The 25,386-nt window shown below is 33.0% G+C and carries 21 protein-coding genes and 1 CRISPR repeat array; all 21 genes read left to right on the forward strand.

The annotated features are described in order from the left end of the window. Window positions 1-210: 210 nt before the first annotated feature. Window positions 211-1,500: direct repeats of the CRISPR family, unit length 36 nt; unit sequence GTTTTAGAGCTGTGTTGTTTTGAATGGTTATAAAAC. A gap of 12 nt (window positions 1,501-1,512) precedes the next feature. The 21 genes from GMA06_RS06465 (at window position 1,513) to GMA06_RS06565 (ending at window position 25,244) form a co-directional block, all read left to right on the forward strand. Next, entirely contained in the window at window positions 1,513-1,650 is a 138-nt protein-coding gene (locus GMA06_RS06465) for a hypothetical protein (RefSeq protein WP_163562079.1), read from the forward strand. A gap of 734 nt (window positions 1,651-2,384) precedes the next feature. After that, the gene (locus GMA06_RS06470) at window positions 2,385-2,897 is read left to right on the forward strand and encodes a 5-formyltetrahydrofolate cyclo-ligase (protein WP_275896933.1); all 513 of its coding nucleotides are present in this window, start codon (window positions 2,385-2,387) and stop codon (window positions 2,895-2,897) included. A 51-nt stretch (window positions 2,898-2,948) separates the two neighbouring features. Beyond that, window positions 2,949-3,608: a rhomboid family intramembrane serine protease gene (locus GMA06_RS06475; protein ID WP_163562081.1), complete on the forward strand. Its 660-nt coding sequence runs from the start codon at window positions 2,949-2,951 to the stop codon at window positions 3,606-3,608. 5 nt (window positions 3,609-3,613) lie between these two features. Further along, window positions 3,614-4,567 (forward strand): ROK family glucokinase, encoded by a 954-nt coding sequence (locus tag GMA06_RS06480; protein ID WP_163562082.1) that lies wholly within the window; start codon window positions 3,614-3,616, stop codon window positions 4,565-4,567. 17 nt (window positions 4,568-4,584) lie between these two features. Continuing rightward, window positions 4,585-4,983: a rhodanese-like domain-containing protein gene (locus GMA06_RS06485; protein WP_163546336.1), complete on the forward strand. Its 399-nt coding sequence runs from the start codon at window positions 4,585-4,587 to the stop codon at window positions 4,981-4,983. A 52-nt stretch (window positions 4,984-5,035) separates the two neighbouring features. Further along, window positions 5,036-5,494, forward strand: a complete 459-nt coding sequence (locus GMA06_RS06490) for a low molecular weight protein-tyrosine-phosphatase (protein WP_163562083.1) — start codon at window positions 5,036-5,038, stop codon at window positions 5,492-5,494. Between the two features lie 76 nt (window positions 5,495-5,570). Further along, window positions 5,571-6,743 (forward strand): hydroxymethylglutaryl-CoA synthase, encoded by a 1,173-nt coding sequence (locus GMA06_RS06495; protein WP_163546334.1) that lies wholly within the window; start codon window positions 5,571-5,573, stop codon window positions 6,741-6,743. Between the two features lie 46 nt (window positions 6,744-6,789). Next, a complete protein-coding gene (locus GMA06_RS06500) occupies window positions 6,790-7,122 on the forward strand; it encodes a single-stranded DNA-binding protein (protein ID WP_163562084.1) in 333 nt (110 codons plus the stop codon). A 110-nt stretch (window positions 7,123-7,232) separates the two neighbouring features. Then, the gene (gene rnc / locus GMA06_RS06505) at window positions 7,233-7,922 is read left to right on the forward strand and encodes a ribonuclease III (protein ID WP_163546332.1); all 690 of its coding nucleotides are present in this window, start codon (window positions 7,233-7,235) and stop codon (window positions 7,920-7,922) included. Between the two features lie 2 nt (window positions 7,923-7,924). Then, complete coding sequence (smc, locus tag GMA06_RS06510) at window positions 7,925-11,491, forward strand: chromosome segregation protein SMC (protein ID WP_163562085.1); 3,567 nt, start codon at window positions 7,925-7,927, stop codon at window positions 11,489-11,491. Continuing rightward, window positions 11,488-12,009: a DUF1307 domain-containing protein gene (locus tag GMA06_RS06515; RefSeq protein WP_163562086.1), complete on the forward strand. Its 522-nt coding sequence runs from the start codon at window positions 11,488-11,490 to the stop codon at window positions 12,007-12,009. Before smc ends, GMA06_RS06515 begins: the two co-directional genes overlap by 4 nt. A 178-nt stretch (window positions 12,010-12,187) precedes the next feature. Further along, the gene (parE, locus tag GMA06_RS06520) at window positions 12,188-14,227 is read left to right on the forward strand and encodes a DNA topoisomerase IV subunit B (RefSeq protein WP_163546329.1); all 2,040 of its coding nucleotides are present in this window, start codon (window positions 12,188-12,190) and stop codon (window positions 14,225-14,227) included. Next, the gene (gene parC, locus GMA06_RS06525) at window positions 14,227-16,671 is read left to right on the forward strand and encodes a DNA topoisomerase IV subunit A (RefSeq protein WP_240328859.1); all 2,445 of its coding nucleotides are present in this window, start codon (window positions 14,227-14,229) and stop codon (window positions 16,669-16,671) included. The genes parE and parC overlap by 1 nt, the downstream gene beginning before the upstream one ends. Window positions 16,672-16,959: 288 nt before the next feature. Continuing rightward, entirely contained in the window at window positions 16,960-17,394 is a 435-nt protein-coding gene (gene mraZ / locus GMA06_RS06530; RefSeq protein ID WP_345940879.1) for a division/cell wall cluster transcriptional repressor MraZ, read from the forward strand. Between the two features lie 13 nt (window positions 17,395-17,407). Further along, window positions 17,408-18,352, forward strand: a complete 945-nt coding sequence (rsmH, locus tag GMA06_RS06535) for a 16S rRNA (cytosine(1402)-N(4))-methyltransferase RsmH (RefSeq protein ID WP_163546326.1) — start codon at window positions 17,408-17,410, stop codon at window positions 18,350-18,352. Between the two features lie 12 nt (window positions 18,353-18,364). Next, a complete protein-coding gene (gene ftsL, locus GMA06_RS06540; protein ID WP_163546325.1) occupies window positions 18,365-18,703 on the forward strand; it encodes a cell division protein FtsL in 339 nt (112 codons plus the stop codon). Then, entirely contained in the window at window positions 18,700-20,916 is a 2,217-nt protein-coding gene (locus GMA06_RS06545; RefSeq protein WP_163562087.1) for a penicillin-binding transpeptidase domain-containing protein, read from the forward strand. The genes ftsL and GMA06_RS06545 overlap by 4 nt, the downstream gene beginning before the upstream one ends. A gap of 71 nt (window positions 20,917-20,987) precedes the next feature. Further along, on the forward strand, window positions 20,988-21,893 hold the full coding sequence (gene mraY / locus GMA06_RS06550; RefSeq protein ID WP_240328862.1) for a phospho-N-acetylmuramoyl-pentapeptide-transferase: 906 nt from the start codon (window positions 20,988-20,990) through the stop codon (window positions 21,891-21,893). Window positions 21,894-22,040: 147 nt separating this feature from the next. Beyond that, window positions 22,041-23,399, forward strand: coding sequence for a UDP-N-acetylmuramoyl-L-alanine--D-glutamate ligase (murD, locus tag GMA06_RS06555; protein ID WP_163562089.1), 1,359 nt, complete (start codon window positions 22,041-22,043; stop codon window positions 23,397-23,399). A gap of 12 nt (window positions 23,400-23,411) precedes the next feature. Then, a complete protein-coding gene (murG, locus tag GMA06_RS06560; protein ID WP_163562090.1) occupies window positions 23,412-24,509 on the forward strand; it encodes an undecaprenyldiphospho-muramoylpentapeptide beta-N-acetylglucosaminyltransferase in 1,098 nt (365 codons plus the stop codon). 12 nt (window positions 24,510-24,521) lie between these two features. Next, window positions 24,522-25,244, forward strand: a complete 723-nt coding sequence (locus GMA06_RS06565) for a cell division protein FtsQ/DivIB (RefSeq protein ID WP_163562091.1) — start codon at window positions 24,522-24,524, stop codon at window positions 25,242-25,244. Window positions 25,245-25,386: the final 142 nt, after the last annotated feature.

Raw genomic sequence — 25,386 nt, forward strand, 5'->3', positions numbered from 1 at the left:
ATTTTAATCATACAACACCATTCTCAGTGGCAGAAAAAGAATGTGAAAAAGGTAGTGAATGGTTAATGCCATTCACTACCAACATACTCACTATTTCTCTCCACCAACACAATTTGACGAAGAGCCATAATAAGTAAAATGAAACCATTCAAAGCTGAAGTTTTGCTAGAACGAGCAGTTTGAGGATAAACCGGCGAACAAAATTCTGAGGTTTTAGAGCTGTGTTGTTTTGAATGGTTATAAAACAAGTTTCAAAGTCATCAATACGTTGTCGAGGTTTTAGAGCTGTGTTGTTTTGAATGGTTATAAAACCAATCGCACCTTTTATAATGTGTGATAGATGTTTTAGAGCTGTGTTGTTTTGAATGGTTATAAAACTGAACACAAGGGATTAGTTCTACTATCTAAGTTTTAGAGCTGTGTTGTTTTGAATGGTTATAAAACAATCAAGTTCACTAGAACACTTCAAGAACTGTTTTAGAGCTGTGTTGTTTTGAATGGTTATAAAACATATTAAACAATCTGAATGGTTTGTGTAGTGTTTTAGAGCTGTGTTGTTTTGAATGGTTATAAAACTTTATCATATTGTCATCTTCTTTCTATTTTGTTTTAGAGCTGTGTTGTTTTGAATGGTTATAAAACTTTATTCAAATATCTTGAAAGTGATGATTTGTTTTAGAGCTGTGTTGTTTTGAATGGTTATAAAACTAGGTATTCCAAAAGGTGATACGCATCAATGTTTTAGAGCTGTGTTGTTTTGAATGGTTATAAAACCTAATGAAAAATATGAGAATCAAAACGCTTGTTTTAGAGCTGTGTTGTTTTGAATGGTTATAAAACCGGCGTAAAATCGATTCTAGCTTAAAATGTGTTTTAGAGCTGTGTTGTTTTGAATGGTTATAAAACTTTTTATTTCCTTTCTACCCAACTGATGAAGTTTTAGAGCTGTGTTGTTTTGAATGGTTATAAAACATCACCTTCTGCATCGCCAATAACATCATCGTTTTAGAGCTGTGTTGTTTTGAATGGTTATAAAACTAGTATTTGTTTCATAGGTGTGATGTGTTCGTTTTAGAGCTGTGTTGTTTTGAATGGTTATAAAACTAGTATTTGTTTCATAGGTGTGATGTGTTCGTTTTAGAGCTGTGTTGTTTTGAATGGTTATAAAACATCTTTTGTGTTTGCTCGTTCTCTAATGATGTTTTAGAGCTGTGTTGTTTTGAATGGTTATAAAACGCTGACGTTATCCGATACAATCGAACAAATGTTTTAGAGCTGTGTTGTTTTGAATGGTTATAAAACAATACTAGGTGTCGTGATACACAATGACGCGTTTTAGAGCTGTGTTGTTTTGAATGGTTATAAAACTGTTCTGCTAATATAGAATATTCACGCTCTGTTTTAGAGCTGTGTTGTTTTGAATGGTTATAAAACGCAACGTATTGCTTATAAGGTAGAACAAACGTTTTAGAGCTGTGTTGCTTTGAATGGTTATAAAAGAAAAAAAGAGATATGTCATATCGAAAATCAGGTTTTTCAAATAACCGGTTAAAAAATAAAAAAGAGCCTTGGTTAGACGGACCGAAAGCTCTTGTAATCTCAACGGTCATTACAGCGATTGTTGAGATAATCAAACACTTTTTAAAATAAAAAGTGACGGGGAGGGGCGAAAGCCCCAACCTGTATCTGATTATAACATATCTTTTTAGTACAAAACAATGAAAAGAAAAAATGATAATTTTTATGTAGGTATTGGAGTTGTAATTTTAATTCTTTGGTGGATAAAAATTTTAATTTTTGGATAGAAAAGAGTTGAGTTATTTGTAAGTATATACACTAAAACAGTGGGGAAATTTAAGAGGTTTTTAGCTTTTAAATCAGGAATTTTTTCAAAAACAATTAGTAATGATGAAAATGATATAAAAAATGAGAAAAGTATCTTATTAAATTGTAGAGAAATTGGAAAGTGTGCTGGATATAAAGACAGCACAAATTTCTTTGAAATGAACTTCGGTTTTTCCGTATAAAATTATTGTATATTACATAAAGAGATATGCTTGATTGTGTTTTATGTGTCTGTACAACTTGTTTTTTATTCAGCCCTTTTGAAACGATTTTGTTCACTGTTAGTGTTTTTTTATTAAAATCAATAAATTACAAAAGATATTTTAGAAACGTAACTAATTATTTGCTTAAAACGGTTTTTAGCATTAAAAGTTGTAGGGGATGTTTTAAACTCGTACTACTTTGACTTTTTCAATAAAGGATATATACTAAAAAATGTACATCGTAAGGTGTGCATCTTTTTTATGAGAAAATAAAGTAATGATTAGATACAATAATTTTTGATAATAGAACTGAGGAACTAGATGAATAAAAAAGATATGCGGAAACTTGTGTTACAAAGAATGAGCACTGTTTCTAAAGAAAGACGGGAATATATAGAACAAACACTTATGACAAAATTACTAGAAACATCTCTTTGGAAAGAAGCAAAAACCATTGGTATAACGCTATCTACGTTTCCAGAGTGGGAAACACGTCGTATCATTGAAGAAGCGTGGCGTCAACATAAAACAGTGGTTGTGCCAAAAGTAATTAAAAAAGGCGTTATGGTTTTTAACCACTATACGATTGATACACCATTGGAGATATCGGCATTTGGTATAGATGAGCCTGTAATGGTAGATGAAGTCACACAGATTGATTTACTAGTTGTACCGGGTGTGGCATTTCAAAAAAATGGTGCTCGTTTAGGTTTTGGTGGTGGTTTTTATGATAGATATTTACAAGATTTTGAAGGGAAAACAGTATCATTAGTTGCGATGGAACAAATGGTAGATATAGTGCCTTTAGAAAAACATGATATTTTTATCGCAACTATTTTGAATGCATGATAAAAATTGTGTATAATGAATACCATAGCATATTTTTAGTTGGAGGAGATTATGTTCAGAAATTTTAGAGGTATTCCTAGTCAGTTACAAGCGACATTTGTTCTTATTTGTATCAACATTATTGTCTTTATGGTAACAACGACAAAGGGTGGGACTGCAGAAGTTCTTGTTCAATATGGTGCATTATTTAAGCCGTTAGTTCTGTTTAGACATGAATATTGGCGACTATTTACAGCGATGTTTTTACATGCAGATGTAATGCATTTATTGGTTAATATGTATTCCTTATTTATCGTTGGCTCTTTATTAGAACCTATTTTTGGGAAACATAGATTTTTATTTATTTATATGTTAAGTGGATTGATGGGTTCGGTTCTATCTTTTGCTTTAGGTAACATCTTCAGTATTTCCGTAGGTGCTAGTGGTGCTATTTTTGGTTTATTTATGAGTGTGGTGTTATTACATCGCTTTTTCCCATATCATACAGGTATTCGTTTACAGTCACAGTCGTTTTTATCGACTATTTTAATAAACTTGGTTTTTAGTTTTGCACCGGGTATTGATATGTGGGCACATATTGGTGGTTTATTAGGTGGTTTTTTAGCAACAATGACACTGAAGTTTCAATCAAGAGATAGAGTTAAACAAGGAATGATTCTTCTCTTGTATATTATAATCGTTGCGACATTGATTTTATTCGGAAGGAAGTAAGGGGAATGTCAAAAAAATTATTGGGTATTGATTTAGGTGGTACGAGTGTTAAAATGGCGATTTTGACACTTGATGGTGACATTCAGCAAAAATGGACTATTCCAACAAATATATTGGATAATGGATGTCATATTGTGCCGGATATTATTGCATCTATTCAACATCATTTGCATTTATATCAGCTGACAAGTGATGAGTTTTTAGGTATTGGGATGGGTAGTCCAGGTCAAATTGATGAAAATTTAGGGACAGTCATTGGTGCCTATAATTTAGGTTGGTCTACGACACAATATGTAAAAAAAGATTTAGAAACAGCTTTAAATATGCCTGTTTTTATTGATAATGATGCGAATGTAGCTGCTCTTGGAGAACGGTGGGTAGGTGCAGGAAATAATGCTAGTGATGTTGTGTTTATCACACTTGGGACAGGTGTTGGTGGTGGTATTATTGCCAATGAAAAATTAGTACATGGTGTGAAAGGCAGTGCTGGAGAGATTGGGCATTTAATTGTTGAAAAAAACGGATTTGCATGTACATGTGGCAAAAAAGGGTGTCTAGAAACGGTGGCAAGTGCTACGGGTATTGTCAATTTAGCCAGAGCTTTTGCTGAGAAATATGCAGGAAGTTCATCTTTAAAAGAGCTAGTTGATGACGGTTCTGCAACAGCAAAAGATGTTTTTGACTTAGCAAAACAATCAGATGTGCTTGCTGAACAAGTTGTTGAGGCGTTTGCCAAATATTTAGGAGTAGCATGCAGTCATTTAGCTAATATTTTAAATCCTGCCTATATCGTCATTGGCGGAGGTGTGTCCGCAGCAGGAGAGTATTTACTTGAAAAAGTTGATACATATTTTAAAGAAGATACATTTATTACAGCAAGAAAATCAACGCAGTTGAGATTAGCAACATTGGGAAATGATGCGGGTGTGATTGGTGCAGCGAGTTTAGTATTACAGTAGGATGAAAGGATGAGTTTATGGAATTTTGGAGTATATTTCAATTACTAGTTATGATTTTTGTGGGAGGATATTTTATTTATCAAGTGTATTTGTTTATAGAGCGTCGTTCATCAGCAAAATACATCACACAAGAAGAATTTAGAGAAAATATGCGTAAAGCACAAGTTATTGATGTGCGCGAAAAAGCAGAATTTGATGTGAAGCATATTTTAGGTGCTAGAAACATACCTTATACACAATTTAAACAACGTATGGGTGAAATTAGAAAAGATCAACCGATTTATTTATGTGATGATTTTGCTTTGGTTGCAGGAAAAGCAGCAGGAAAATTAAAAAGAAAAGGTTATACAGACATCTATATTTTAAGAGGTGGTATGGAAAGATGGTCTGGAAAAATAAAATCAAATAGAAAATAGAATAAACAACAGGTGAGTATCCTGTTGTTTATTCTTACATAAGGAGATAAATATGGTTAAGGTATTATTTGTATGTTTAGGAAATATTTGTCGTTCGCCAATGGCAGAAGCTGTTTTTAAAGATATGGTAACTAGAGAGGGATTAAGCGATAAGATATACGTTGATTCAGCAGCAACAAGTTCGTGGGAACAAGGTAATCCTGTTCATCAAGGAACACGACAAAAATTAAAAGAAGTAGGTATTCGTACAGAGGGAATGTATTCCAGACAGTTACAAGACGATGATTTGAGTGCTGATTATATTATTGGTATGGATAACAGCAATATAAAAAATATTCATACATTTATTCAAAATAGAGCATCTGGTACAGTTTGTAAACTTTTAGAATTTGCTGGAGAAAATAGGGAGATTGACGATCCTTGGTATACGGGAGATTTTGAGAAAACCTATCAAGATGTTTTGAAAGGATGCCAAGGATTATTGGCGTTTATTAAAGCACATAATCTTTAAAATATTTTAAAGATAGTTGTACTTTTAAAAAATAATCGTTACAATCATGTCAGATTAAATAAAAAGGAAGTTCATCATGAAAATAGGTATTGATAAGATTGGTTTTTATGCACCTAGTATGTATTTAGATATGGTTGATTTAGCGAATGCAAGAGGAGTAGAACCTGAAAAATTTACAATAGGATTAGGTCAGGAAGAAATGGCAGTGCCTCCTTTGTATGAAGATGCGGTGACAATGGCAGCTAATGCAGCATTATCTATTTTAGAAGATATCGATAAAGAGAAAATTGACTTGATTTTAGTAGGGACAGAATCAGGGATTGATAATTCTAAGTCTATTGCTGTTTATATGCATTCTCTTGTAGGCCTATCATCTCGTGTTCGTGCTGTTGAATTAAAGCAGGCTTGCTATGGCGCAACAATGGCACTTCAATTAGCGAAAGGGCACATTCTACAAAATCCAGAAAGTAAAGTACTTGTTATCGCAACAGATATTGCTAAATATGGGTTAAATACACCTGGAGAAGCTACACAAGGTGCTGGTGCCGTAGCGATGTTAGTATCGAAAAATCCTAGAATTGCTATTTTAAATCAAGAAAATACATATTTAACAGAAGATATTATGGATTTTTGGCGACCAGTTTATTCGAGTACCGCCTTTGCAGACGGAAAATTTTCCACTGAAAAATATTTATATTTCTTTGAAACGGTTTTTAAAGAGTATTGTGAAAAAACAAAAGAAACAGTGGCAGATTTCAAAGCAATTTGTTTTCATCAACCATTTACTAAATTAGGGTTAAAAGCATTGAAATTAGTTCTTGACGGTATAGAGGAAGATAAAAAAGAAGCATTATTAGCGTTATATAACAGTAGTAAAACATATAATAAACGTATTGGAAATATTTATACCGGTTCGTTATATTTAGGATTATTATCGTTGTTAGAACAAAATAATACACTGTCTGCGGGCGATAAAATAGGTTTGTTTAGCTACGGGTCAGGTGCTGTTGGAGAGTTTTTCACAATCACATTAGTAAAAGATTTTGAGAATTATTTGTACACAGACAAACATAGTGCGTTATTAGAAAATCGTCAACGATTGACAATCAACGAATATGAAGCGATATTCTCAACAAGTTTACCAGAAGAAAAAGCAACGTATTATATTGAAAATGTGCCAAATGATAGAGTTGTTTTATGTGGAAAGCAAGATCATAAAAGAATATATAAAAAGAATGAGGTTCGATAAAAGAATCTCATTCTTTTTGCATATATTAAAAATAGGAGGTGATAAGATGAATGATGTATCTGTTATTGGGCGTATCGTAAAGCCTATTCATGTAAAAGAGATTGGAACAGATAAGTATGTGATCAACAATATTTTGGCGATTTCCAAAAAGAAAAAAGAAGGAAGTGAACAAACAGCTGATTTTATTCCCATTGTTGTGTGGGGAAAACCGGCTCAAATTATTGAACAATATTGTGAGAAAGGTAATTTAATTGGTGTGACAGGTCGGTTGTCGTCAAGACAATATATGGCACAAGGCGGCAAGTATCACTTTATTGTAGAGATTATCGTCTCTAAAATACATTTAATTGAGGGGAAACGTTATGTAAACGAGCGTTAAGATGATGAAAACTGTTGTTTTATTTAGGAAATGACAGTTTTTTTGATGGTTTGAATGTGATAATTATAGTATAATAATGGAGTTCCAAAAAAAGAAAGTGAGGTGTCAATATGGATATAGAAACAATCGTACAGAAAAAATTAGGAATGCGATTTTCAGATGTAACACTATTAAAACAAGCATTTACGCATGCTTCGTATGCGAATGAAAAAAAATATCAAAAAATTGATAATAATGAGCGACTAGAGTTTTTAGGTGATGCCGTTTTAGAATTAGTGGTATCTGATTATTTATTTCACAATTTTTTGCAATGGCCAGAAGGGAAATTAACACGATTTCGTGCACAATTAGTTTGTGAGCAAACACTTTCTACTCTTGCAAAGGAATGTGGATTTGATGAACTTGTTTTATTAGGAAAGGGCGAAGATGCCGGTGGTGGTCGAAAAAGAGATGCTTTATTATGTGATGTATTTGAAGCATTTATTGGAGCACTTTATTTAGATAAAGGATTAGATGTTGCGAAAGCTTTTATTTTAAGTCAACTCATGCCAAAAATTCATGAACAAGAGTCAAATTTGTTTATGGATTATAAAACACTTCTACAAGAAAGATTGCAAAAAAATGGCAGTATCACTATTCAATATACCATTGTAAAAGAAGAAGGTTTAGCGCATGATAAAGAATTTGAAGCAGTTGTTTCTGCACAAGGTAAAATTTTAGGTAGAGGTATTGGAAAAAATAAAAAAGCTGCTGAACAGGCTGCTGCCAAACAAGCGTATGAAGAAAAAACAGGTGAATAAAGGTGTATTTAGATAGAATTGAAATAACAGGATTTAAGTCATTTGCCGATAAAACATTGATTGAATTTGATAAAGGTGTCACAGCTATTGTAGGGCCAAATGGTAGTGGTAAAAGTAATTTATCCGAGGCGATAAAGTGGGTGCTTGGTGAGCAATCTGCGAAAAGTTTACGTGGGAAAAAAATGGATGATATTATCTTTTCAGGTTCTCAAACACGTAAGCCTGTCAATATAGCAGAAGTTACATTGGTGTTAAATAATGATGATGCATTTTTACCATTTGAGGCTTCGGAAATTCATTTAACACGACGTATCAATCGTAATGGTGAGAGTGATTGTTTTATCAATAAAAAACCGTGTCGCTTAAAAGATATTGTGAATTTGTTAATGGATTCGGGTTTAGGGAAAGATTCATTTTCTATCATTTCTCAAGGGAAAGTAGAAACGATTTTCCAAAACAAACCAGAAGAACGTCGTGCGATGTTTGAAGAAGTAGCAGGTGTTTTGAAATATAAAACACGTAAAACGGAAGCAAGCAGAAAATTAGATAAAACTCAAGAGCATTTAGATCGTGTCGATGATATTTTACATGAAATTCATGGGCAATTAGATCCGTTGGCAAAGCAAAAAGAAAAAGCACTTATATATCAAACGAAAAAAGAAACATTAAGTCATATTGATATTGCGTTAATGGTTGCTGAAATTGAAACATTAAATGAACAGTGGCAAGTGGCGAAAAAGGAACTGGCTTTTTTTGAAAAGCAAATTGAAGATAAACAAATTCAAGAAGAAGAAGTAACGTCAAAAATTAAAGAATTAAAAGAAGCACTAACGACTTTAGAGCATGTTTTATTACAACAGCAAAATGAATACGTGGAATGTGTTAAAAAAGTTGAGAAAGCTGTTGGTGAACAAAATGTTTTAATACAAAAATTAGAGTTTTCAAAACAAAATAAAGAACAACAACAAGATGCACGTTTCCAAAAAGAGCACAGTATAAAAACTATTTCTGAACAAATGACTAAGACAAAAGAAGAAACAGAAGAAAAAGAGCAGACTGTAAAACAAACACACTTAGCGCTTGATGAATTAAAGCAAGAGGAATTGTTTTTAACAGATACAAGTCAAAGTCATTTAGAAAATGAACGTCAACGCTATATTGATACGCTTCAAGAAGAAACGCGTATGAAAAATGAACTTGTGCATTTGGAAAAAGAGTTATTAGTGTTGACAAATCAACAAAAACGTTTTGTAGAACAAGAGAGTGATTTACAAAAGCAACAAGAAATTGTTAAAAATACATTATTGGATAAGGAAAATGAATTATCCAGAGTTCAAGAGCAGATTGATTTATTGATGAGTGACTATCAAGAACAAATGGATTCTTTAGACAAAGAAAGACAGCATACTCAAGAGTTAACACAAACGTATGAACAGATGCAACAAGTTAAAAATCGTTTAGAAGCTAGAAAAGCAAGCTTACAAGACTTGAATGATGACTATGCTGGATTTTATCAAGGTGTTAAAGAAATATTAAAACAAAGACATCAATTTGACGGTGTACATGGTGCTCTGGCAGAATTGATAAAAGTACCAAAAGAGTATACAGTTGCGATTGATATTGCTCTAGGTGCAAGTATGCAACATATTGTCGTATCCAATGAACAATCGGCTATGCAAACTATTCAATATTTAAAACAGAAACGGCTAGGTCGTGCAACATTTTTGCCATTAACTGTTATTAAAGGAAGATATTGCTCGCAAGATATTTTATCTCAAGTTGAGCATATGGACGGTTTTATTGGTGTTGCAAGTGATTTGGTTCAAACACAAGTGACATATAAAACGATTGTTGAAAACTTTTTGGGTCAAACACTTGTTGCTAAAACATTGGAACAAGGGACAAAAATTGCTAAAAAAATAGGATATCGTGTGCGTGTTGTATCTCTTGATGGAGAAGTCATCCATTCAGGCGGGTCTATGACTGGTGGAGCAACGAAACAGCAAACGGGTTCTATTTTATCAAGAAATCAGCAGCTAGAGGACGTAACAAAAGAGTTACATGCGTTAAAAGATAAGCTAAATGAAACAAAAACTTTGTATCAAACGCAAAAAGAAAAAGTATTAGCGTTAGAAGTATCTTTACAAAATGTACAGCAAGAAGGAACGAAAAAGCGTCTTGAAGAAAGAGATTTACAAGCTGTAGTGTTCCAATTACAAGAGAAAGTTTCTCAAGTAGAGATGCAGTATGATGTGTTAGTAAAAGATAAAAACCGCCAACAAGTTGTTTTGAATGAGTTAAAAGAACAATATGATACTATTAAAGTGTCTGAAAAAGAAATTAGTCAGCGTGTTGAAAAAGCAAAACAACATATCGATACATTGAGTGTTTCTCAAGAAGAACGCACAAAACAATTACAAGCATTACAGCCTCGAATACAAAATATTTCAGCGCAATGTGCAAGAGAAACAGAGCAGTTAACACATTTGAAGCACCGCTTACAAGAATTGCAAAAACAATTAAAAACGGAACAGATGAGTTTACAAGTTTTATTCACGCAACAAGAAGAGCATCTGCAATCTCAAGAAGAAATTGAGGGTATGATAGATAACATCAAACAAGAATTAAATACCTATCAACAAGAAAAAATAGCGTTAGAAGAAAGCATTAAACAAAAACAAGAAGAGAAAAAAGATGTGGATACAGTGTTATTTGTTGAAGAAACACAAGAAAAAGATCTTCAACAAGATATTCAAAAATTATTGCGTGATAAAGGGGCAATGGATGCTAAAATTAGTCGTTATGATGTAACGATTGATACGCACTTGTCTAGATTGAATGAAGAATATAGTTTAACTTTTGAAGCGGCAAAAGAGTTGGGTGTGTTAGAGATAACTATTCAAGAAGCGAGCAAGCAAGTATCACAATTAAAAAGAGAAATTGAGCAGTTAGGGCCTGTGAATTTAACAGCTATTGAAGAATATGATGTGGTGTATGAACGTTTTACATCTATGACAGAGCAACAGCAAGATTTAATTCAGGCAAAAGATAGTTTAATGGCGACTATTCAGGAAATGGATAAGGAAATGATGCAACGTTTTGGCGAAACATTTTATGCGATTAAACATCAATTTGAAAAAACATTCCCTAAATTATTTGGTGGAGGACGTGCGACCTTAGAGTTAACAAATCCAGATGATTTATTGGAAACAGGGATTGATATTGTGGCACAACCACCTGGTAAAAGATTACAAAATCTAAGTTTGTTATCTGGTGGAGAGCGTGCTTTTACAGCGATTGCTTTGTTATTTGCTATTTTAGAAGTGAAACCTGTACCGTTTTGTTTACTTGACGAAGTAGAGGCTGCACTTGATGAAGCCAATGTTAGCCGATATGGACGTTATTTGAAAGAGTTTATTGATAAAACACAATTTATTGTCATTACACATCGTAAAGGAACGATGGAGGAAGCAGATGTTTTATATGGTGTGACGATGCAAGAATCAGGAGTATCTAAATTAGCTTCTGTGCGATTTGAAGATTATGAAAAAATAGGAGAAACAGTATGAAGAAAAAAATAAGTCTTGTCTTATTGAGTATGTTATTAGTTGGATGTGCTACTCAAAAAGAAGAGGCGAAAGTGACACAAACGAGTATGCAAGAAACAACAACGATGAAAGAGGTTGTGGAAACGAAAGTTTATGAAAATATCGAAGATGATGTAACGACAACTTTATCTGTTACATATAAAAATGATATTGTGACACATGTTGATATAAAAGCAACAAAACCATTTCCCGAAGATGTTCGTTTAGATACACAAGAACAAAAAGAGATGTTAAAACGTGAGTTAGAACAATCACCAGAGTATCAAGAAGAAAAAGAAAGAGATGGATTCAAAAAAAATCTTGAAATTGATGAAACAGGATTTGTTGTATCTTTTTCTTATGATGTTTCAAAAATAAATGCAAAAGATTTTGAACATTACAAAACGTATGAACAATTTGGCCATGTTCTATCTCAAGGTGTCACAAAAACCGAAACAGAAAAAGAATTGGCAGAAATTGGTTTTAAACTAAAAAACTAATGTATTAGAGTTTAGTAGTGACTAGTTATATAAAGAATTAAAGCAGAAATCATCATGGTTTCTGCTTTAATCGTTCCATGTTAATGTGTTAAATAGAAAGAGTGAACATGTTTTTTGTTGACCAATCTTGTGAAAACAATGTATGATTGGGAAGAATATGGCAAGGAAGGAGAACAATATGGCAAAAAAAGTGACAGCACAATATGGGGATGACGCCATTCAAGTTTTAGAAGGATTAGATGCCGTTAGAAAAAGACCGGGAATGTATATCGGTTCAACAGATAGCCGTGGTATGCATCATTTAGTTTATGAAATTGTTGATAATGCTGTTGATGAAGCGTTGGCAGGTTATGCAACTAAAATAGATGTCACTATTCATCAAGATAATAGTATTACTGTAAAAGATAATGGTAGAGGATTACCAACTGGTATGCATAAGTCAGGTATACCAACTATTCAAGTTATTTTTACGGTCTTACATGCTGGTGGTAAATTTGGACAAGGAAGTTATAAAACTTCTGGTGGACTGCATGGAGTAGGTGCCTCAGTAGTGAATGCTTTATCTGAATGGTTAGATGTGACCGTCATACGTGATGGAAAACAATACTATCAACGCTTTGAAAAAGGCGGTGTACCAATCGGTAAAATTAAAGAAACTTCTGCACCAAAAAATTTAGTTGGTACAACAGTACATTTTAAACCAGATGCGACCATTTTTGGTAGAGCGGAATATGTTTACGACACACTAAGTGAACGTTTAAGAGAATCTGCTTTCTTGTTAAAAGGGTTAACAATGTCAATTACAGATGAACGGACACAGCAAACAGAAACATTTCATTATGAAACAGGCATTAAAGAATTTGTTCATTATTTAAATGAAGAAAAAGATACTCTTGGAGAAATTGCTTATTTTGAAGGAGAACAAGACGGTGTTGAAGTAGAGTGTTCTTTACAATATAATGACGGTTATTCTGAAACGATTTTATCTTTTGTAAACAATGTTCGTACAAAAGATGGTGGGAGTCATGAAGTTGGTTTTAAAACAGCTTTAACAAAATCCTTTAATGAATATGCAAGAAAAGTGAATTTACTAAAAGATAAAGATAAAAATCTTGAAGGTAGTGATGTGAGAGAAGGCTTAGCAGCTGTTTTGTCTATACGTGTCCCTGAAGAGATTTTACAATTTGAAGGTCAAACAAAAGATAAATTAGGAACACCTGCTGCAAGAGGAATTGTAGAAGCGATTGTGAGTGAACAATTAGGGTTTTATTTGATTGAAAATGGTGAATTAGCACAACAACTTGTTAGAAAAGCAATTAAAGCAAGAGATGCAAGAGATGCGGCACGAAAAGCTAGAGAAGAATCAAGAAATGGTAAAAAACGTCAAGCGAAAGAAACACTTCTTTCTGGAAAATTAACACCGGCGCAAAGTAAAAATGCTAAAAAGAATGAACTATTTTTAGTAGAGGGAGATTCTGCTGGAGGTTCTGCAAAACAAGGGCGGGACAGAAAATTCCAAGCGATTTTACCATTAAGAGGGAAAGTTATTAACACAGAAAAAGCCAATATGTCCGATATTTTAAAAAATGAAGAAATCAATACCATCATTTATACCATTGGTGCAGGTGTTGGATCTGATTTTACAATAGAAGATTGCCAATACGATAAAATTATCATTATGACCGATGCAGATACGGACGGTGCACATATTCAAGTGTTATTATTAACATTCTTTTACCGTTATATGCGTCCACTCGTTGAAGCAGGAAAAGTTTATTTGGCAATGCCACCTCTATTTAAAGTGTCCAAAGGACGTGGTAAAACAGAAGTTGTCGAATATTGCTGGCGTGAAGAAGAAGTGGAACGAGCAACAAAAAAAGTAGGTAGAGGATATATTCTTCAACGCTATAAAGGGCTTGGAGAAATGAATGCCGATCAATTATGGGAAACAACAATGAACCCAGATACACGGACGCTCATTCGTGTAACTATTGATGACTTATCGCAAGCAGAACGACGTGTGACAACACTTATGGGAAATAAAGTAGAACCTCGTCGCAAATGGATAGAAAGTCATGTTGAATTTACAATGGATGAAAGCGATAATTTATTAGAAACAGCTCAAAAAGGGACTACTGCTGTGGAACACAAAAAAGAAGTACGATTAGAAAGTACAGACACATTCGAGCAGTTAGATTTATTTGGAGGTGAGTTTTAATGTCTGACGCAATGCCAAATATTCAAGAGTTATCTTTAGAAGATGTTATGGGAGATAGATTTGGGCGATACTCTAAATATATTATTCAAGATCGTGCCTTACCAGATATACGTGATGGATTAAAACCTGTACAACGACGTATTTTATATGCGATGTACATGGATAATAATACAGCCGATAAAAATTTTAGAAAATCAGCAAAAACAGTCGGAAATGTTATTGCTAATTATCATCCTCACGGAGATACAAGTGTCTATGATGCCATGGTGCGTCTAAGCCAAGACTGGAAAATGCGTGATATTTTAGTTGAAATGCACGGAAATAACGGAAGTATGGACGGCGATTCAGCTGCTGCGATGCGTTATACAGAAGCGAGATTATCTCAACTATCTGATGAACTATTAAGAGATATTGATAAAGAAACCGTTGATTTTATTTTAAACTTCGATGATACAACTGAAGAACCAACGGTATTGCCTGCACGTTTTCCTAATTTATTAGTAAATGGATCAACAGGTATTTCAGCTGGGTATGCAACGGATATTCCACCTCACAATTTAGGTGAAGTGATTGATGCTACTGTACATTATTTAGGTCATCCTAAAGCAACTACTGAAGACTTAATGCAATTTGTTAAAGGTCCTGATTTCCCAACAGGTGCGATTGTTCAAGGGATTGAGGGTTTAAAAGAAGCCTATGAAACAGGTAAAGGAAAGGTGATTGTTCGTTCTAAAACAAGTATCGAAGATATTCGAGGCGGTAAACAGCAAATTGTCATTCATGAAATTCCATTTGATGTGAATAAAGCTGTTTTAGTTAAACGCATGGACGAAATTCGCATTAACAAAAAAATTGAAGGTATCGCAGAAGTTCGTGATGAGTCTGATAGAAATGGTTTGCAAATTGTTGTGGAATTAAAAAAAGAAGCGAATGCGGACGGTATTTTAAATTATTTATTAAAAAATACCGATTTACAAATTGCTTATAATTTTAATATGGTTGCTATAAATGAAAGACGCCCACAACAAGTAGGGTTAAAGGCTATTTTAGCTGCATATATCAATCACCAAAAAGACGTCATATTAAGACGAACACGATTTAATTTACAAAAAGCACAAGATAGATTACATATTGTAGACGGCTTGATGAAAGCATTGTCTGTGTTAGACGAAGTTATTCGTATTATCCGAAATAGTGCTGATAAAAAAGATGCCAAAGAGAATTTAAAACAAGAATTTCAGTTTAGTGAGCGTCAAGCAGAAGCGATTGTTTCTTTACAATTATACCGATTGACGAATACAGATATTACAGCATTACAAAATGAAAAACTTGATTTAAACGAGGAAATTGCTTCTTTAGAATTGATTTTAAAACAAGAAAAAGTTTTATTAACAGTGATGAAAAAAGAATTATTGGATATGAAAAAACAATATGCAAAACCACGTTTAAGTATCATTGAAGATGAAATAAAAGAAATTAAAATTGAAACGGAAGTACTTATTCCAGAAGAAGATGTCTATGTTGTGATAACAAAAGGTGGTTATTATAAACGTGTAAGCCCTCGTTCAGTGAATGCTTCAAATGGCGAAAAAACAGGACTACGTGAAAAAGATGAGATTGTTTACCAAGGTGCTGCAACGACATTGCAACATTTGGTCGTATTTACTTCTAAAGGGAATTATATTCACTTCCCAATTCATGAAGTACCCGAATATAAGTGGAAAGACTTAGGAGAGCATTTTTCACAACGTGTATCCTTGGACACACAAGAGCAAATCATTGGCGTTGTCGTGATGACTGGATTAGAAAAAGCGGATGCAACCATTACATTCGTAACAAGTGACGGTATGATTAAGCGTACACTACTAAAAGACTTTACGACATTTAGAAGCTATAAAACTAAAACAGCGGTTGCCATGAATTTAAAAGAAAAAGATGCCACTGTTGTGTATATGAGTTGTCAGTCAGAAGAAAATAAAGATGATGAAGTATTGCTTGTGACACACTTAGGTTTTGGATTACGCTATAAATTAGATGAAGTACCAGTTGTCGGTACAAAAGCAAGTGGTGTAAAATCTATCAATTTAAAACAAGATGATTTTGTTGTTGGTGCAATTACCTTTAATCCAACGAATATGTCCAAAGTACATGTACTTCTTGTAACCCAAAGAGGTTCTGTAAAACGATTGAATGTTTTTGATGTCAATATATTAGGGCGTGCAAAACGTGGATTGATGTTATTGAAAGAATTAAAAAATAAACCACACCGTTTTGTATTTGTATCGAATATTGTCACATCTGATATGGCATTTGATATTGTGACATCAACGAATAAACAAACGAGTATTCAAGCAATGCAAATTTCTTTATATGACAGATATTCAAATGGAACATCTGTAATTGATGATGGTGAGGTTGTTTCTGTCATTCAAACGACTATATAAGGTAACCCGAAGTGAACCGACTATCTATGCGATTCACTTCGGGTTTTATACTAAGATGTTAGTTTTATCATTAAAAACAAAAAGAAGAATTACTCATGCACAAGTAATTCTTCTTTTTATATATTTGTTATCAATCTGTTGGTTGTTTTTAACATATTTGATAAATAAAAAAATATAATAGAGAATGAGAGGTACTGTTTTTTAAGAGAAATACAAAAAACAAGTGGTAGAAAGTGGGGAATTGTGGTAAAATATGGTGAATGATTTCTACGTAAGGAGGTTTTTGCCGTGTTAATGGGAGAATATAAACATAATATGGATTCAAAAGGTCGTATTATTGTACCGTCAAAATTGCGTGATGAACTAGGCGATAAGTTTATTTTAACGCGCGGATTAGACGGGTGTTTATTTGGCTATCCATTGAATAGTTGGCAATCTTTAAGCGAGAAATTATTACATAATTTACCACTTGGTAAAAAAGATGCACGTGCGATTACACGTTTCTTTTATTCAGCAGCAAGTGATGTTGAATTTGATAAACAAGGTCGTATTATGATTCCGGCAACTTTACGTGAGTATGCAGGTTTGGACAAAACATGCCGTATTATTGGTGTATCAGATCGCTTAGAAATATGGGATGATGAAAAATGGCAAGTATATGTCAAAGAAACAGAAGAAAATGTTCAAACATTAACGGAAAATATATCAGAATTTGAATTTTAAAAGTGGAGGCAATATGTTTCATCATATAACAGTTTTACGAAACGAAACAGTCGATGCATTACATATAAAACCCAATGGTATCTATGTAGATTGTACATTAGGTGGTGCGGGGCATAGTGCCTATTTATTAAGTCAATTATCACAAGAAGGTCACTTGTATGCATTTGATAGAGATACAATGGCTTTAGAAAATGCTCAAATCGTTTTAAAACCATATATTGAAAAAGGTATGGTAACATTTATTAAAAGTAATTTTTCGCACTTAAAAGAAAAACTAGAAGAGCATGGTGTCACACAAGTTGACGGTATTCTATATGATTTAGGTGTGTCTTCTCCGCAATTAGATAAAATTGAAAGAGGATTTAGTTACAGTCAAGAAGCACCATTAGATATGCGTATGGATACAGAACAATTTTTAACGGCAGAAATTATTGTGAATGAATGGGATTACCATGATTTAGTAAAAATTTTTTATCGTTATGGTGAAGAAAAATTTTCAAAGCAAATTGCAAGACAAATTGAAAAAGTAAGACAAAGTAAACGTATTACAACAACGACAGAATTGGTGGATATTATTAGACAAACAATTCCTGCATCTGCACGACGTAAAGGAGGACATCCTGCTAAAAGAATTTTTCAAGCAATTCGTATTGCTGTGAATGATGAATTATCATCTGTAGAAGAATCACTAGAACAAGGTTTGTCTTTATTATCTCAAAACGGGCGTATGAGTGTTATTTCATTCCACTCCTTAGAAGATAGAATTGTCAAAACAATATTCAAAGAGTATAGTAGTGTTGAAGATATTCCAAGCAAATTACCTGTTTTACCGGAATATTTGGAACCAGATTACCAATTAGTTGTGAAAAAACCTATTTTACCAAGTCAAGAAGAAATCGAAGAAAATGGGCGTGCCAAAAGTGCGAAATTAAGAGTTATTGAACGTGTGAAAGTATAGGAGGAACAGTATATGTTTGAAACATTACTGACGAAAGCAGAAAGTTTTGTGAAACGCGATACGAAAAGAAAATACGTATTGTCAATGACACGATTTGAAAAAGTAACGGTTGTTATTATTGCGATTAGTTTTTTAATTTTAATGACAGCAGTTGTATTTACAAAGAGTAAAGTTTCTGAAACGAATGCACAAATTGAAGAAACACGACGTGAAATTGCGACAATTAATGCAGAAAGTCAAATTTTGCAACAAAAAGTGGATGATTTAACAACTTATGAAAGAATTTCATCTATTGCAAATGAATATGGATTAACGAAAGCAAATGCGGTAGTAAGGACTGTTAATAAATGAAACGGATAAAAAACTTGATAAAAACGGACTCTATTAAAATGGTGCATATTTACATGGCTTTTTTATGTGTTGTATTTATTGTATTTTTAGTTCGTTTTACGCAATTGATGGTTTTTAAAACAGCAAATGGGGAAGATTTAACGAAATTAGTACATCAAATGTATAATGGTGATGAAGTTATTCCTGCTCGACGAGGCACTATTTATGATGCATCGGGAGAAACATTAGCAACAGATGTCAAAACGTATGCCATTTATGCTGTTTTAACGGATAAGTATAAAGGTGTTGAATATGTAGAAGATAAACTAGCGACCGCAAGAGCATTGGCTAAGCATATCAATATGAGTGAAGATAATATTTTGAAATTACTCAACCAAGATAATGTTAACCAAACCGCTTTTGGAAACGCAGGTGTTAATTTAACATATCTTCAAAAAGAAAACATCGAAAAAGAATCTTTAAAAGGTATTTATTTTACGGAAAAAATTTCACGGGATTATCCAAAAGGATATTATGCCAATAACGTGATTGGATTGGCAAAAGACACACGAGAAGATACGAGTGTCGAAGCTCAGGGAAATCCTTTACAAGGTGTCATGGGATTAGAGGCACAATATAATGTGCAATTACGTGGTATTGACGGACTTGTGAATTACGATAAAGATTTTTATGGATATTCTGTTCCAGGAACACAAAAAGTGATAGAAGAAGTTCAAAATGGGAACAATATTTATACCACATTTGACAGTCGTTTAACAGAATACTTAGAAGAACAAATGTCAAAAATTTATGAGAAATATAAACCAAAATCTATGACAGCAATTGTTGTAAGACCTAAAACAGGAGATGTCGTTGCAGTTTCTCAAAGACCAACTTTTAATCCAAAACAACAAGAATATCCAGAAAATGGTTGGATTAACCAAATTGTTGAGCGTGCTTTTGAGCCGGGATCAACTATGAAAACACTTGTTCTAGCGGCAGCTATAAATGAAGGTGTATTCAGCCCTATGGAATTATACGATTCTGGAAAAATCAAAGTTGGGAGTATTGTTGTCAATGACTGGAATAGAACTGGTTGGGGTAGAATTTCTTATTTGCAGGGTTTGATTTATTCGAGTAACGTGGCGTTTGTTAATATTGTATCTCAAATTGGCTATGATAAGTGGAAAGAATATATGGACGCTTTTGGTATTGGTCGCTCTACGGAAAGTGGTTTCCCAAATGAAAATGTGGGATTAAACAGTTATGCTTCAGAAGAAGGACGAGCGAGTACCGGCTTTGGACAAGGTGTTTCTGTGACTAGCTTACAATTAGTTCAAGCATTTACAGCGATTGCAAATGAAGGGAAAATGCAAAAATTAAGATTTGTTGATCGCATTGAAAATACAACAACTGGAGAAGTGACATATACAAAAGTACAAACATTAAGTAATCCTATTAAGCCAGAAACAGCAAAATGGGTTTTAAAATACTTAGAAGAAGTTATTTATGCAGAAAATGCGACTGGGGAAAATTATAAAGTAGACGGTGTACGTTTGGCAGGTAAAACAGGTACAGCTGAAATATATGATGAAGAAAAGAAAACGTACTTAACAGACGGTAACTATTTACATTCTATTGTTGCTTTTGTGCCAAGTGAAAAACCTGAATATGTTATTTACTTTACATATGATAGACCTGAATCATCTAGAACAAGTAGTTTAGGTTTGTCTGAATGGTTTACAACGTTTACTAGCTATGCAATGAAATATTTAGGAAAAGATGAAGCTCCAGAATCACAAAAAGCGGAAGTTGTACCGTCTGCAACAGGAGCAGATGTTGAAACAGCAAAAGAAGCATTAAAGAATATTGGATTTACAGATATTATTGTATTAGGTAACGGTACAATTATTGAGAAACAAGCACCATTGGATAATCAATTATATACGCTTGATACGAAATTGATTTTATATACAGGTGGTATTGTGACACTTCCTGATATGACAGGCTGGTCTAAATTAGATGTTATGAAAGTCATGAATTTACTCAATATTCCTGTCAACTTTGAGGGAGAAGGATTTGTAAGTGAACAGAGTATTCCGTCTGGCGTAGATGTATCTACGATTACAGATACTGTAAATATCACATTAACATCACCAACTGTTAAATCAACTGCTATAAAAAATACATCGGATAAGATAGAAACGACAAGTACAACAAAAGAAACAGAATAAAGAGAGAGAAAATTATGAATATTTGGATTGAATTATTTATCATTTATTGTGCGAGCCTTACGCTAACAACAATGATGATGCCCTTTTTTATCATGTATTTCACACAAAAAAAATTAGGGCAAGTAACAAGAGAAGAAGGACCTACATGGCATGAAGTGAAAACTGGGACACCAACAATGGGTGGCGTGGCATTTGTTATTGCAAGTATCATTTCATTTGGTGTAATGGCACTTTATAAAGGATATCTTAATTTTTCAACTGGATCACTTATTTTTGTTTTAGTTGCATTTGGTATTATCGGTTTTCTTGACGATTACTTAAAATTGATTCGACAACATAATACAGGACTAACATCAAAACAAAAATTTTTATGTCAAATTATCTTTAGTATCATTTATGTTTTGTTTTATTTGTTATCCGGAAAAAGTATTTTACTATTTGCATCATTTGGTGGTGTTTTTAGTCTTATTTGTTACTTTTTATTTTCAATTATTTGGATAACTGGATTTTCAAATGCAGTTAATTTAACAGACGGTTTAGACGGATTAGTAGCTGGAACGGCAAGTATTGCTCTAGCATCGTATAGTGTGATTGCGTATCAGCAACAACAGTATGATATTTTAGCATTTTGTACAGCACTTCTTGGGGGGCTGTTAGGATTTTTTATCTTTAATAAAAAACCAGCAAAAATTTTTATGGGGGACGTTGGTGCATTAGCTTTAGGTGCGGTGTTTGCAGTGTTGTCTATGTTGTTACATGTTGAATTTAGCTTGTTGTTTATTGGTATTATCTTTGTTTTAGAAACAGCCAGCGTGATGTTACAAGTTGCCTCTTTCAAATTGTTAGGCAAAAGAATTTTCAAAATGACACCTATACACCACCATTTTGAAATGTTAGGGTGGAGTGAATGGAGAGTTGTTTTAACCTTTTGGTTTATAGGTTTGTTAGGTTCTCTTGTCTATTTTATAATTGTTTAGTATTGATAAAAATAGGATAGTGGATAGAGATAATATATCTCTATCCCTCTTATCGTGTTAGACGACCTATTTTTGTATGTTAGTACATGTATTGATATACAAAAGTTGGTAGTCATTATTGAAATTAACAGAAATTGAGGAAGAAAAATGAAACAAATTGATGATTTTAAAGGAAAACATGTTCTTGTTTTAGGATTGGCTAAAAGTGGGTATCATGCAGCACTACTTTTACATGAGTTAGGAGCACATGTCATTGTAAATGATGGTAAAATACCAGAGGATTTAACAGATGTTCATACATTACAAGATTTAAATATTCATGTTGTATTAGGAGAACATCCATTAGATTTAGTGCATGAAAAACTTGATTATATGGTGAAAAATCCAGGTATTTCTTATGAAAATAGTTTAGTAAAAAAAGCAATAGACTTAGATATTCCTGTTTTAACAGATGTTGAATTAGCTTTTCGTGTATCCAAAGCAGCTATTATTGGCGTGACAGGTTCAAATGGAAAGACAACAACAACAACATTGATTGGCAATATGTTAGAAAAAAATGCAAAAGGCCATACGTATATTGCAGGTAATATAGGTATACCGTCTACAACAGTTGCCAAACAAACAACTGAAAATGATGTTATCGTAATGGAATTATCAAGTTTTCAATTAATGGGTGTGACAACGTTTAGACCTAAAATTGCTATCATAACCAATATTTATGAAGCGCATTTAGACTATCATGGTAGTAGAGAAGCCTATAAAGAAGCAAAATTACATTTGATAAAGCAACAATCAATAGATGATTATCTCATTTTAAATGGTGATTTAGCTGAAATGAAAGACATCGCATCAACATCGAATGCACAAGTTTTATATTTTTCTAAAACAGATGATACAGCAGATGCTTATGTGAAAAACGGTAATATTTTTGTATTAGGAGAACCAATTATGTCTGTATCTGATATTCAAGTTCCAGGTACACATAATATTGAGAATGTTTTAGCTGCAAGCTTAGCTGCACGTTTGTATGGTCAGTCTAAAGAACTTATTCAACAAGCGGTTCAACAATTTCATGGTGTAAAACATCGTACTCAATTTATTGGTAATGTTAATGGGCGTCAATTTTATAATGATTCAAAAGCAACAAATATTTTAGCTACTAAAATGGCATTACAAGGTTTTAATGATAAAGTAATTTTAATTGCAGGTGGATTAGATAGAGGTAATGGCTTTGAAACATTGGAGCCTTCTTTAGAAAAAGTAAAAACACTCGTATTATATGGTGAAACAAAAGAAAAACTAAAATTAGCGGGTGAACATAAAAAAGTTGAAAAAATTATTTTAGTGGATACTTTAGAACAAGCCGTTAATACATCTTATGCATTAAGTCAAGTAGGAGATACTATCTTATTTTCTCCAGCTTGTGCAAGTTGGGATCAATTTCCAAGCTTTGAAGTACGTGGTGATGTCTTTATAGATTGTGTTTCACGATTAAATCAACAATAAGGGAGAATACGCATGAAGATAGTTTTATCAGGTGGCGGAACAGGTGGTCATATTTATCCGGCACTCGCTTTAAAAAATTATATTTTAACACAGTATCCTGAAACAGAGTTTTTATATATTGGAAGTGAAAGAGGACTTGAAAGAGAGATTGTTTCTAAAGAAAATATTCCTTTTCAGTCGATTAAAATACAAGGTATTAAACGTTCTTTATCACTAGAAAACATAAAAACAGCATGGTATATGCTAAGAAGTACATCACATGCTAAAAAGATATTAACAGATTTTCAGCCAGATATTGTTATTGGGACAGGTGGCTATGTCTGTGGCCCAGTATTGTATGCAGCAGCCAAGTTACATATTCCAAGTATTATTCATGAACAAAATAGTGTTGCAGGTATTACGAATAAATTTTTAAGTCGATATGTCACAAAAATTTGTACATGTTTTGATACAGCTAAACACGATTTTCAAAAATATGCTAATAAAGTTGTCTTAACAGGAAATCCAAGAGGACAAGAACTTGTATCCTTGGAGTATCAACAAAATGTTTTAGAACAAATTGGTTTAAAAAAAGACAAATCAACTGTTTTAATTTTCGGTGGTAGTCGTGGTGCTATGAATTTAAACAAACATTTTATATCGTATATAAACGACTATACAACAAATGATTATCAAGTTATCTTGGTAACAGGAAATGCTCACTATCAATCTGTTATAGATAGTCTTGAAACAATTCCGGATAATATTAAAGTTTTAGCATATATTGATAATATGCCAGATATTCTCCGTGCTGTTGACTTAGTTGTTTGTCGTAGTGGTGCAACAACTTTAGCAGAGTTAACTGCTCTAGGTGTAGCCAGTATTTTAATTCCAAGTCCTTATGTTACGAATAATCATCAAGAAAAAAATGCACAAACTTTAGTCGATAAAGGTGCAGCATTTATGGTTTTGGAAAAAGAATTAGCAGAAAATAAACTAGCTATACTAGTGAATGATGTGATGCAACATGAAGAGAAACAAAAAAAAATGGCACACCATGCTAAAGAACTAGGTATTACAAATGCCTCAGAACGTTTATTAACAATTATCAAGGAATGTGTTCAATCATAGATTGGAGGCTTTATGAGTAAACAAAAGAGAAAAAAACGTCGCTTTTTACATAGAGATATGACAGTCTATGAAAAAAGAATAGGATTTATTTTGTTTATCTTATTATGCATTTTTGCTTATTTTGTTGTCCCGTTTTCACGTATTTCAACTATTTCTGTAATTGGAAGTAAAGATACAGACGCACAAAGTATTGAAGCTAGTGCAAATGTGGTGCCAAACGACTTGATTTTAAGTTTATGGCTTAGACAAAATAGTATTAAAGAAAACATAAAAAAACAACAAGCGAGAGTGGCGGATGTAGCCATTCGTTTAGAGGCAGGAAATGTCTTTCAAATTCAAGTAACCGAATATGACACGATTGCCTACGTTGAACAAAATGAAGATTATTATACTATTCTATCTAGCGGTATCGTTTTAAAAGAAGAGAGTAAAAAGTATTTAGGAACAGTTCCAATCGTGAAATGGGAAGGTACTATTCAAACTTTAGAAATTATGGCTAAAGAATTAGCGAAATTAACATCGGATATTCGAGATAGTATTTCTGACATCAATTATAAAGAAAGTGATAAGTTAGCCTTAACTATTTTTATGAATGATGGGAACCAAATAAAAGCAAATTATACAAATTTCGCATCTAAATTAGAATATTATAAAGGGATGAAGTCTATTTTAGAAGGAAAAAAAGGTATTATTGACTTAACAGTAGGTGCTTACTTTGTACCATATAAAGAATAAATAAAGTATATAAAACTCCAATTGTAAAGTAAAGTGCAAAAAAACAGATAATTACTTTCTCTTTTGCGGGGTTAATAACCAAACAATAAAAACAAAGGTTTTCTAGTCAAGGCGAAAAACAAAGTGTGCCTTGACGGGAAAC

It is taken from the genome of Granulicatella sp. zg-84, assembly GCF_010892375.1.
Lineage (GTDB): Bacteria > Bacillota > Bacilli > Lactobacillales > Aerococcaceae > WM01.

What these genes read in the sequence shown, in the direction of transcription:
- murG (WP_163562090.1), top strand. Translation starts at nt 23,412, where the DNA reads ATGAAGATAGTTTTATCAGGTGGCGGAACAGGTGGTCATATTTATCCG.
- parC (WP_240328859.1), top strand. Translation starts at nt 14,227, where the DNA reads ATGTCTGACGCAATGCCAAATATTCAAGAGTTATCTTTAGAAGATGTT.
- parE (WP_163546329.1), top strand. Translation starts at nt 12,188, where the DNA reads ATGGCAAAAAAAGTGACAGCACAATATGGGGATGACGCCATTCAAGTT.
- ftsL (WP_163546325.1), top strand. Translation starts at nt 18,365, where the DNA reads ATGTTTGAAACATTACTGACGAAAGCAGAAAGTTTTGTGAAACGCGAT.
- GMA06_RS06465 (WP_163562079.1), top strand. Translation starts at nt 1,513, where the DNA reads ATGTCATATCGAAAATCAGGTTTTTCAAATAACCGGTTAAAAAATAAA.
- GMA06_RS06515 (WP_163562086.1), top strand. Translation starts at nt 11,488, where the DNA reads ATGAAGAAAAAAATAAGTCTTGTCTTATTGAGTATGTTATTAGTTGGA.
- GMA06_RS06470 (WP_275896933.1), top strand. Translation starts at nt 2,385, where the DNA reads ATGCGGAAACTTGTGTTACAAAGAATGAGCACTGTTTCTAAAGAAAGA.
- murD (WP_163562089.1), top strand. Translation starts at nt 22,041, where the DNA reads ATGAAACAAATTGATGATTTTAAAGGAAAACATGTTCTTGTTTTAGGA.
- GMA06_RS06565 (WP_163562091.1), top strand. Translation starts at nt 24,522, where the DNA reads ATGAGTAAACAAAAGAGAAAAAAACGTCGCTTTTTACATAGAGATATG.
- rnc (WP_163546332.1), top strand. Translation starts at nt 7,233, where the DNA reads ATGGATATAGAAACAATCGTACAGAAAAAATTAGGAATGCGATTTTCA.
- mraY (WP_240328862.1), top strand. Translation starts at nt 20,988, where the DNA reads ATGATGATGCCCTTTTTTATCATGTATTTCACACAAAAAAAATTAGGG.
- GMA06_RS06475 (WP_163562081.1), top strand. Translation starts at nt 2,949, where the DNA reads ATGTTCAGAAATTTTAGAGGTATTCCTAGTCAGTTACAAGCGACATTT.
- GMA06_RS06495 (WP_163546334.1), top strand. Translation starts at nt 5,571, where the DNA reads ATGAAAATAGGTATTGATAAGATTGGTTTTTATGCACCTAGTATGTAT.
- GMA06_RS06490 (WP_163562083.1), top strand. Translation starts at nt 5,036, where the DNA reads ATGGTTAAGGTATTATTTGTATGTTTAGGAAATATTTGTCGTTCGCCA.
- GMA06_RS06500 (WP_163562084.1), top strand. Translation starts at nt 6,790, where the DNA reads ATGAATGATGTATCTGTTATTGGGCGTATCGTAAAGCCTATTCATGTA.
- GMA06_RS06545 (WP_163562087.1), top strand. Translation starts at nt 18,700, where the DNA reads ATGAAACGGATAAAAAACTTGATAAAAACGGACTCTATTAAAATGGTG.
- rsmH (WP_163546326.1), top strand. Translation starts at nt 17,408, where the DNA reads ATGTTTCATCATATAACAGTTTTACGAAACGAAACAGTCGATGCATTA.
- GMA06_RS06485 (WP_163546336.1), top strand. Translation starts at nt 4,585, where the DNA reads ATGGAATTTTGGAGTATATTTCAATTACTAGTTATGATTTTTGTGGGA.
- GMA06_RS06480 (WP_163562082.1), top strand. Translation starts at nt 3,614, where the DNA reads ATGTCAAAAAAATTATTGGGTATTGATTTAGGTGGTACGAGTGTTAAA.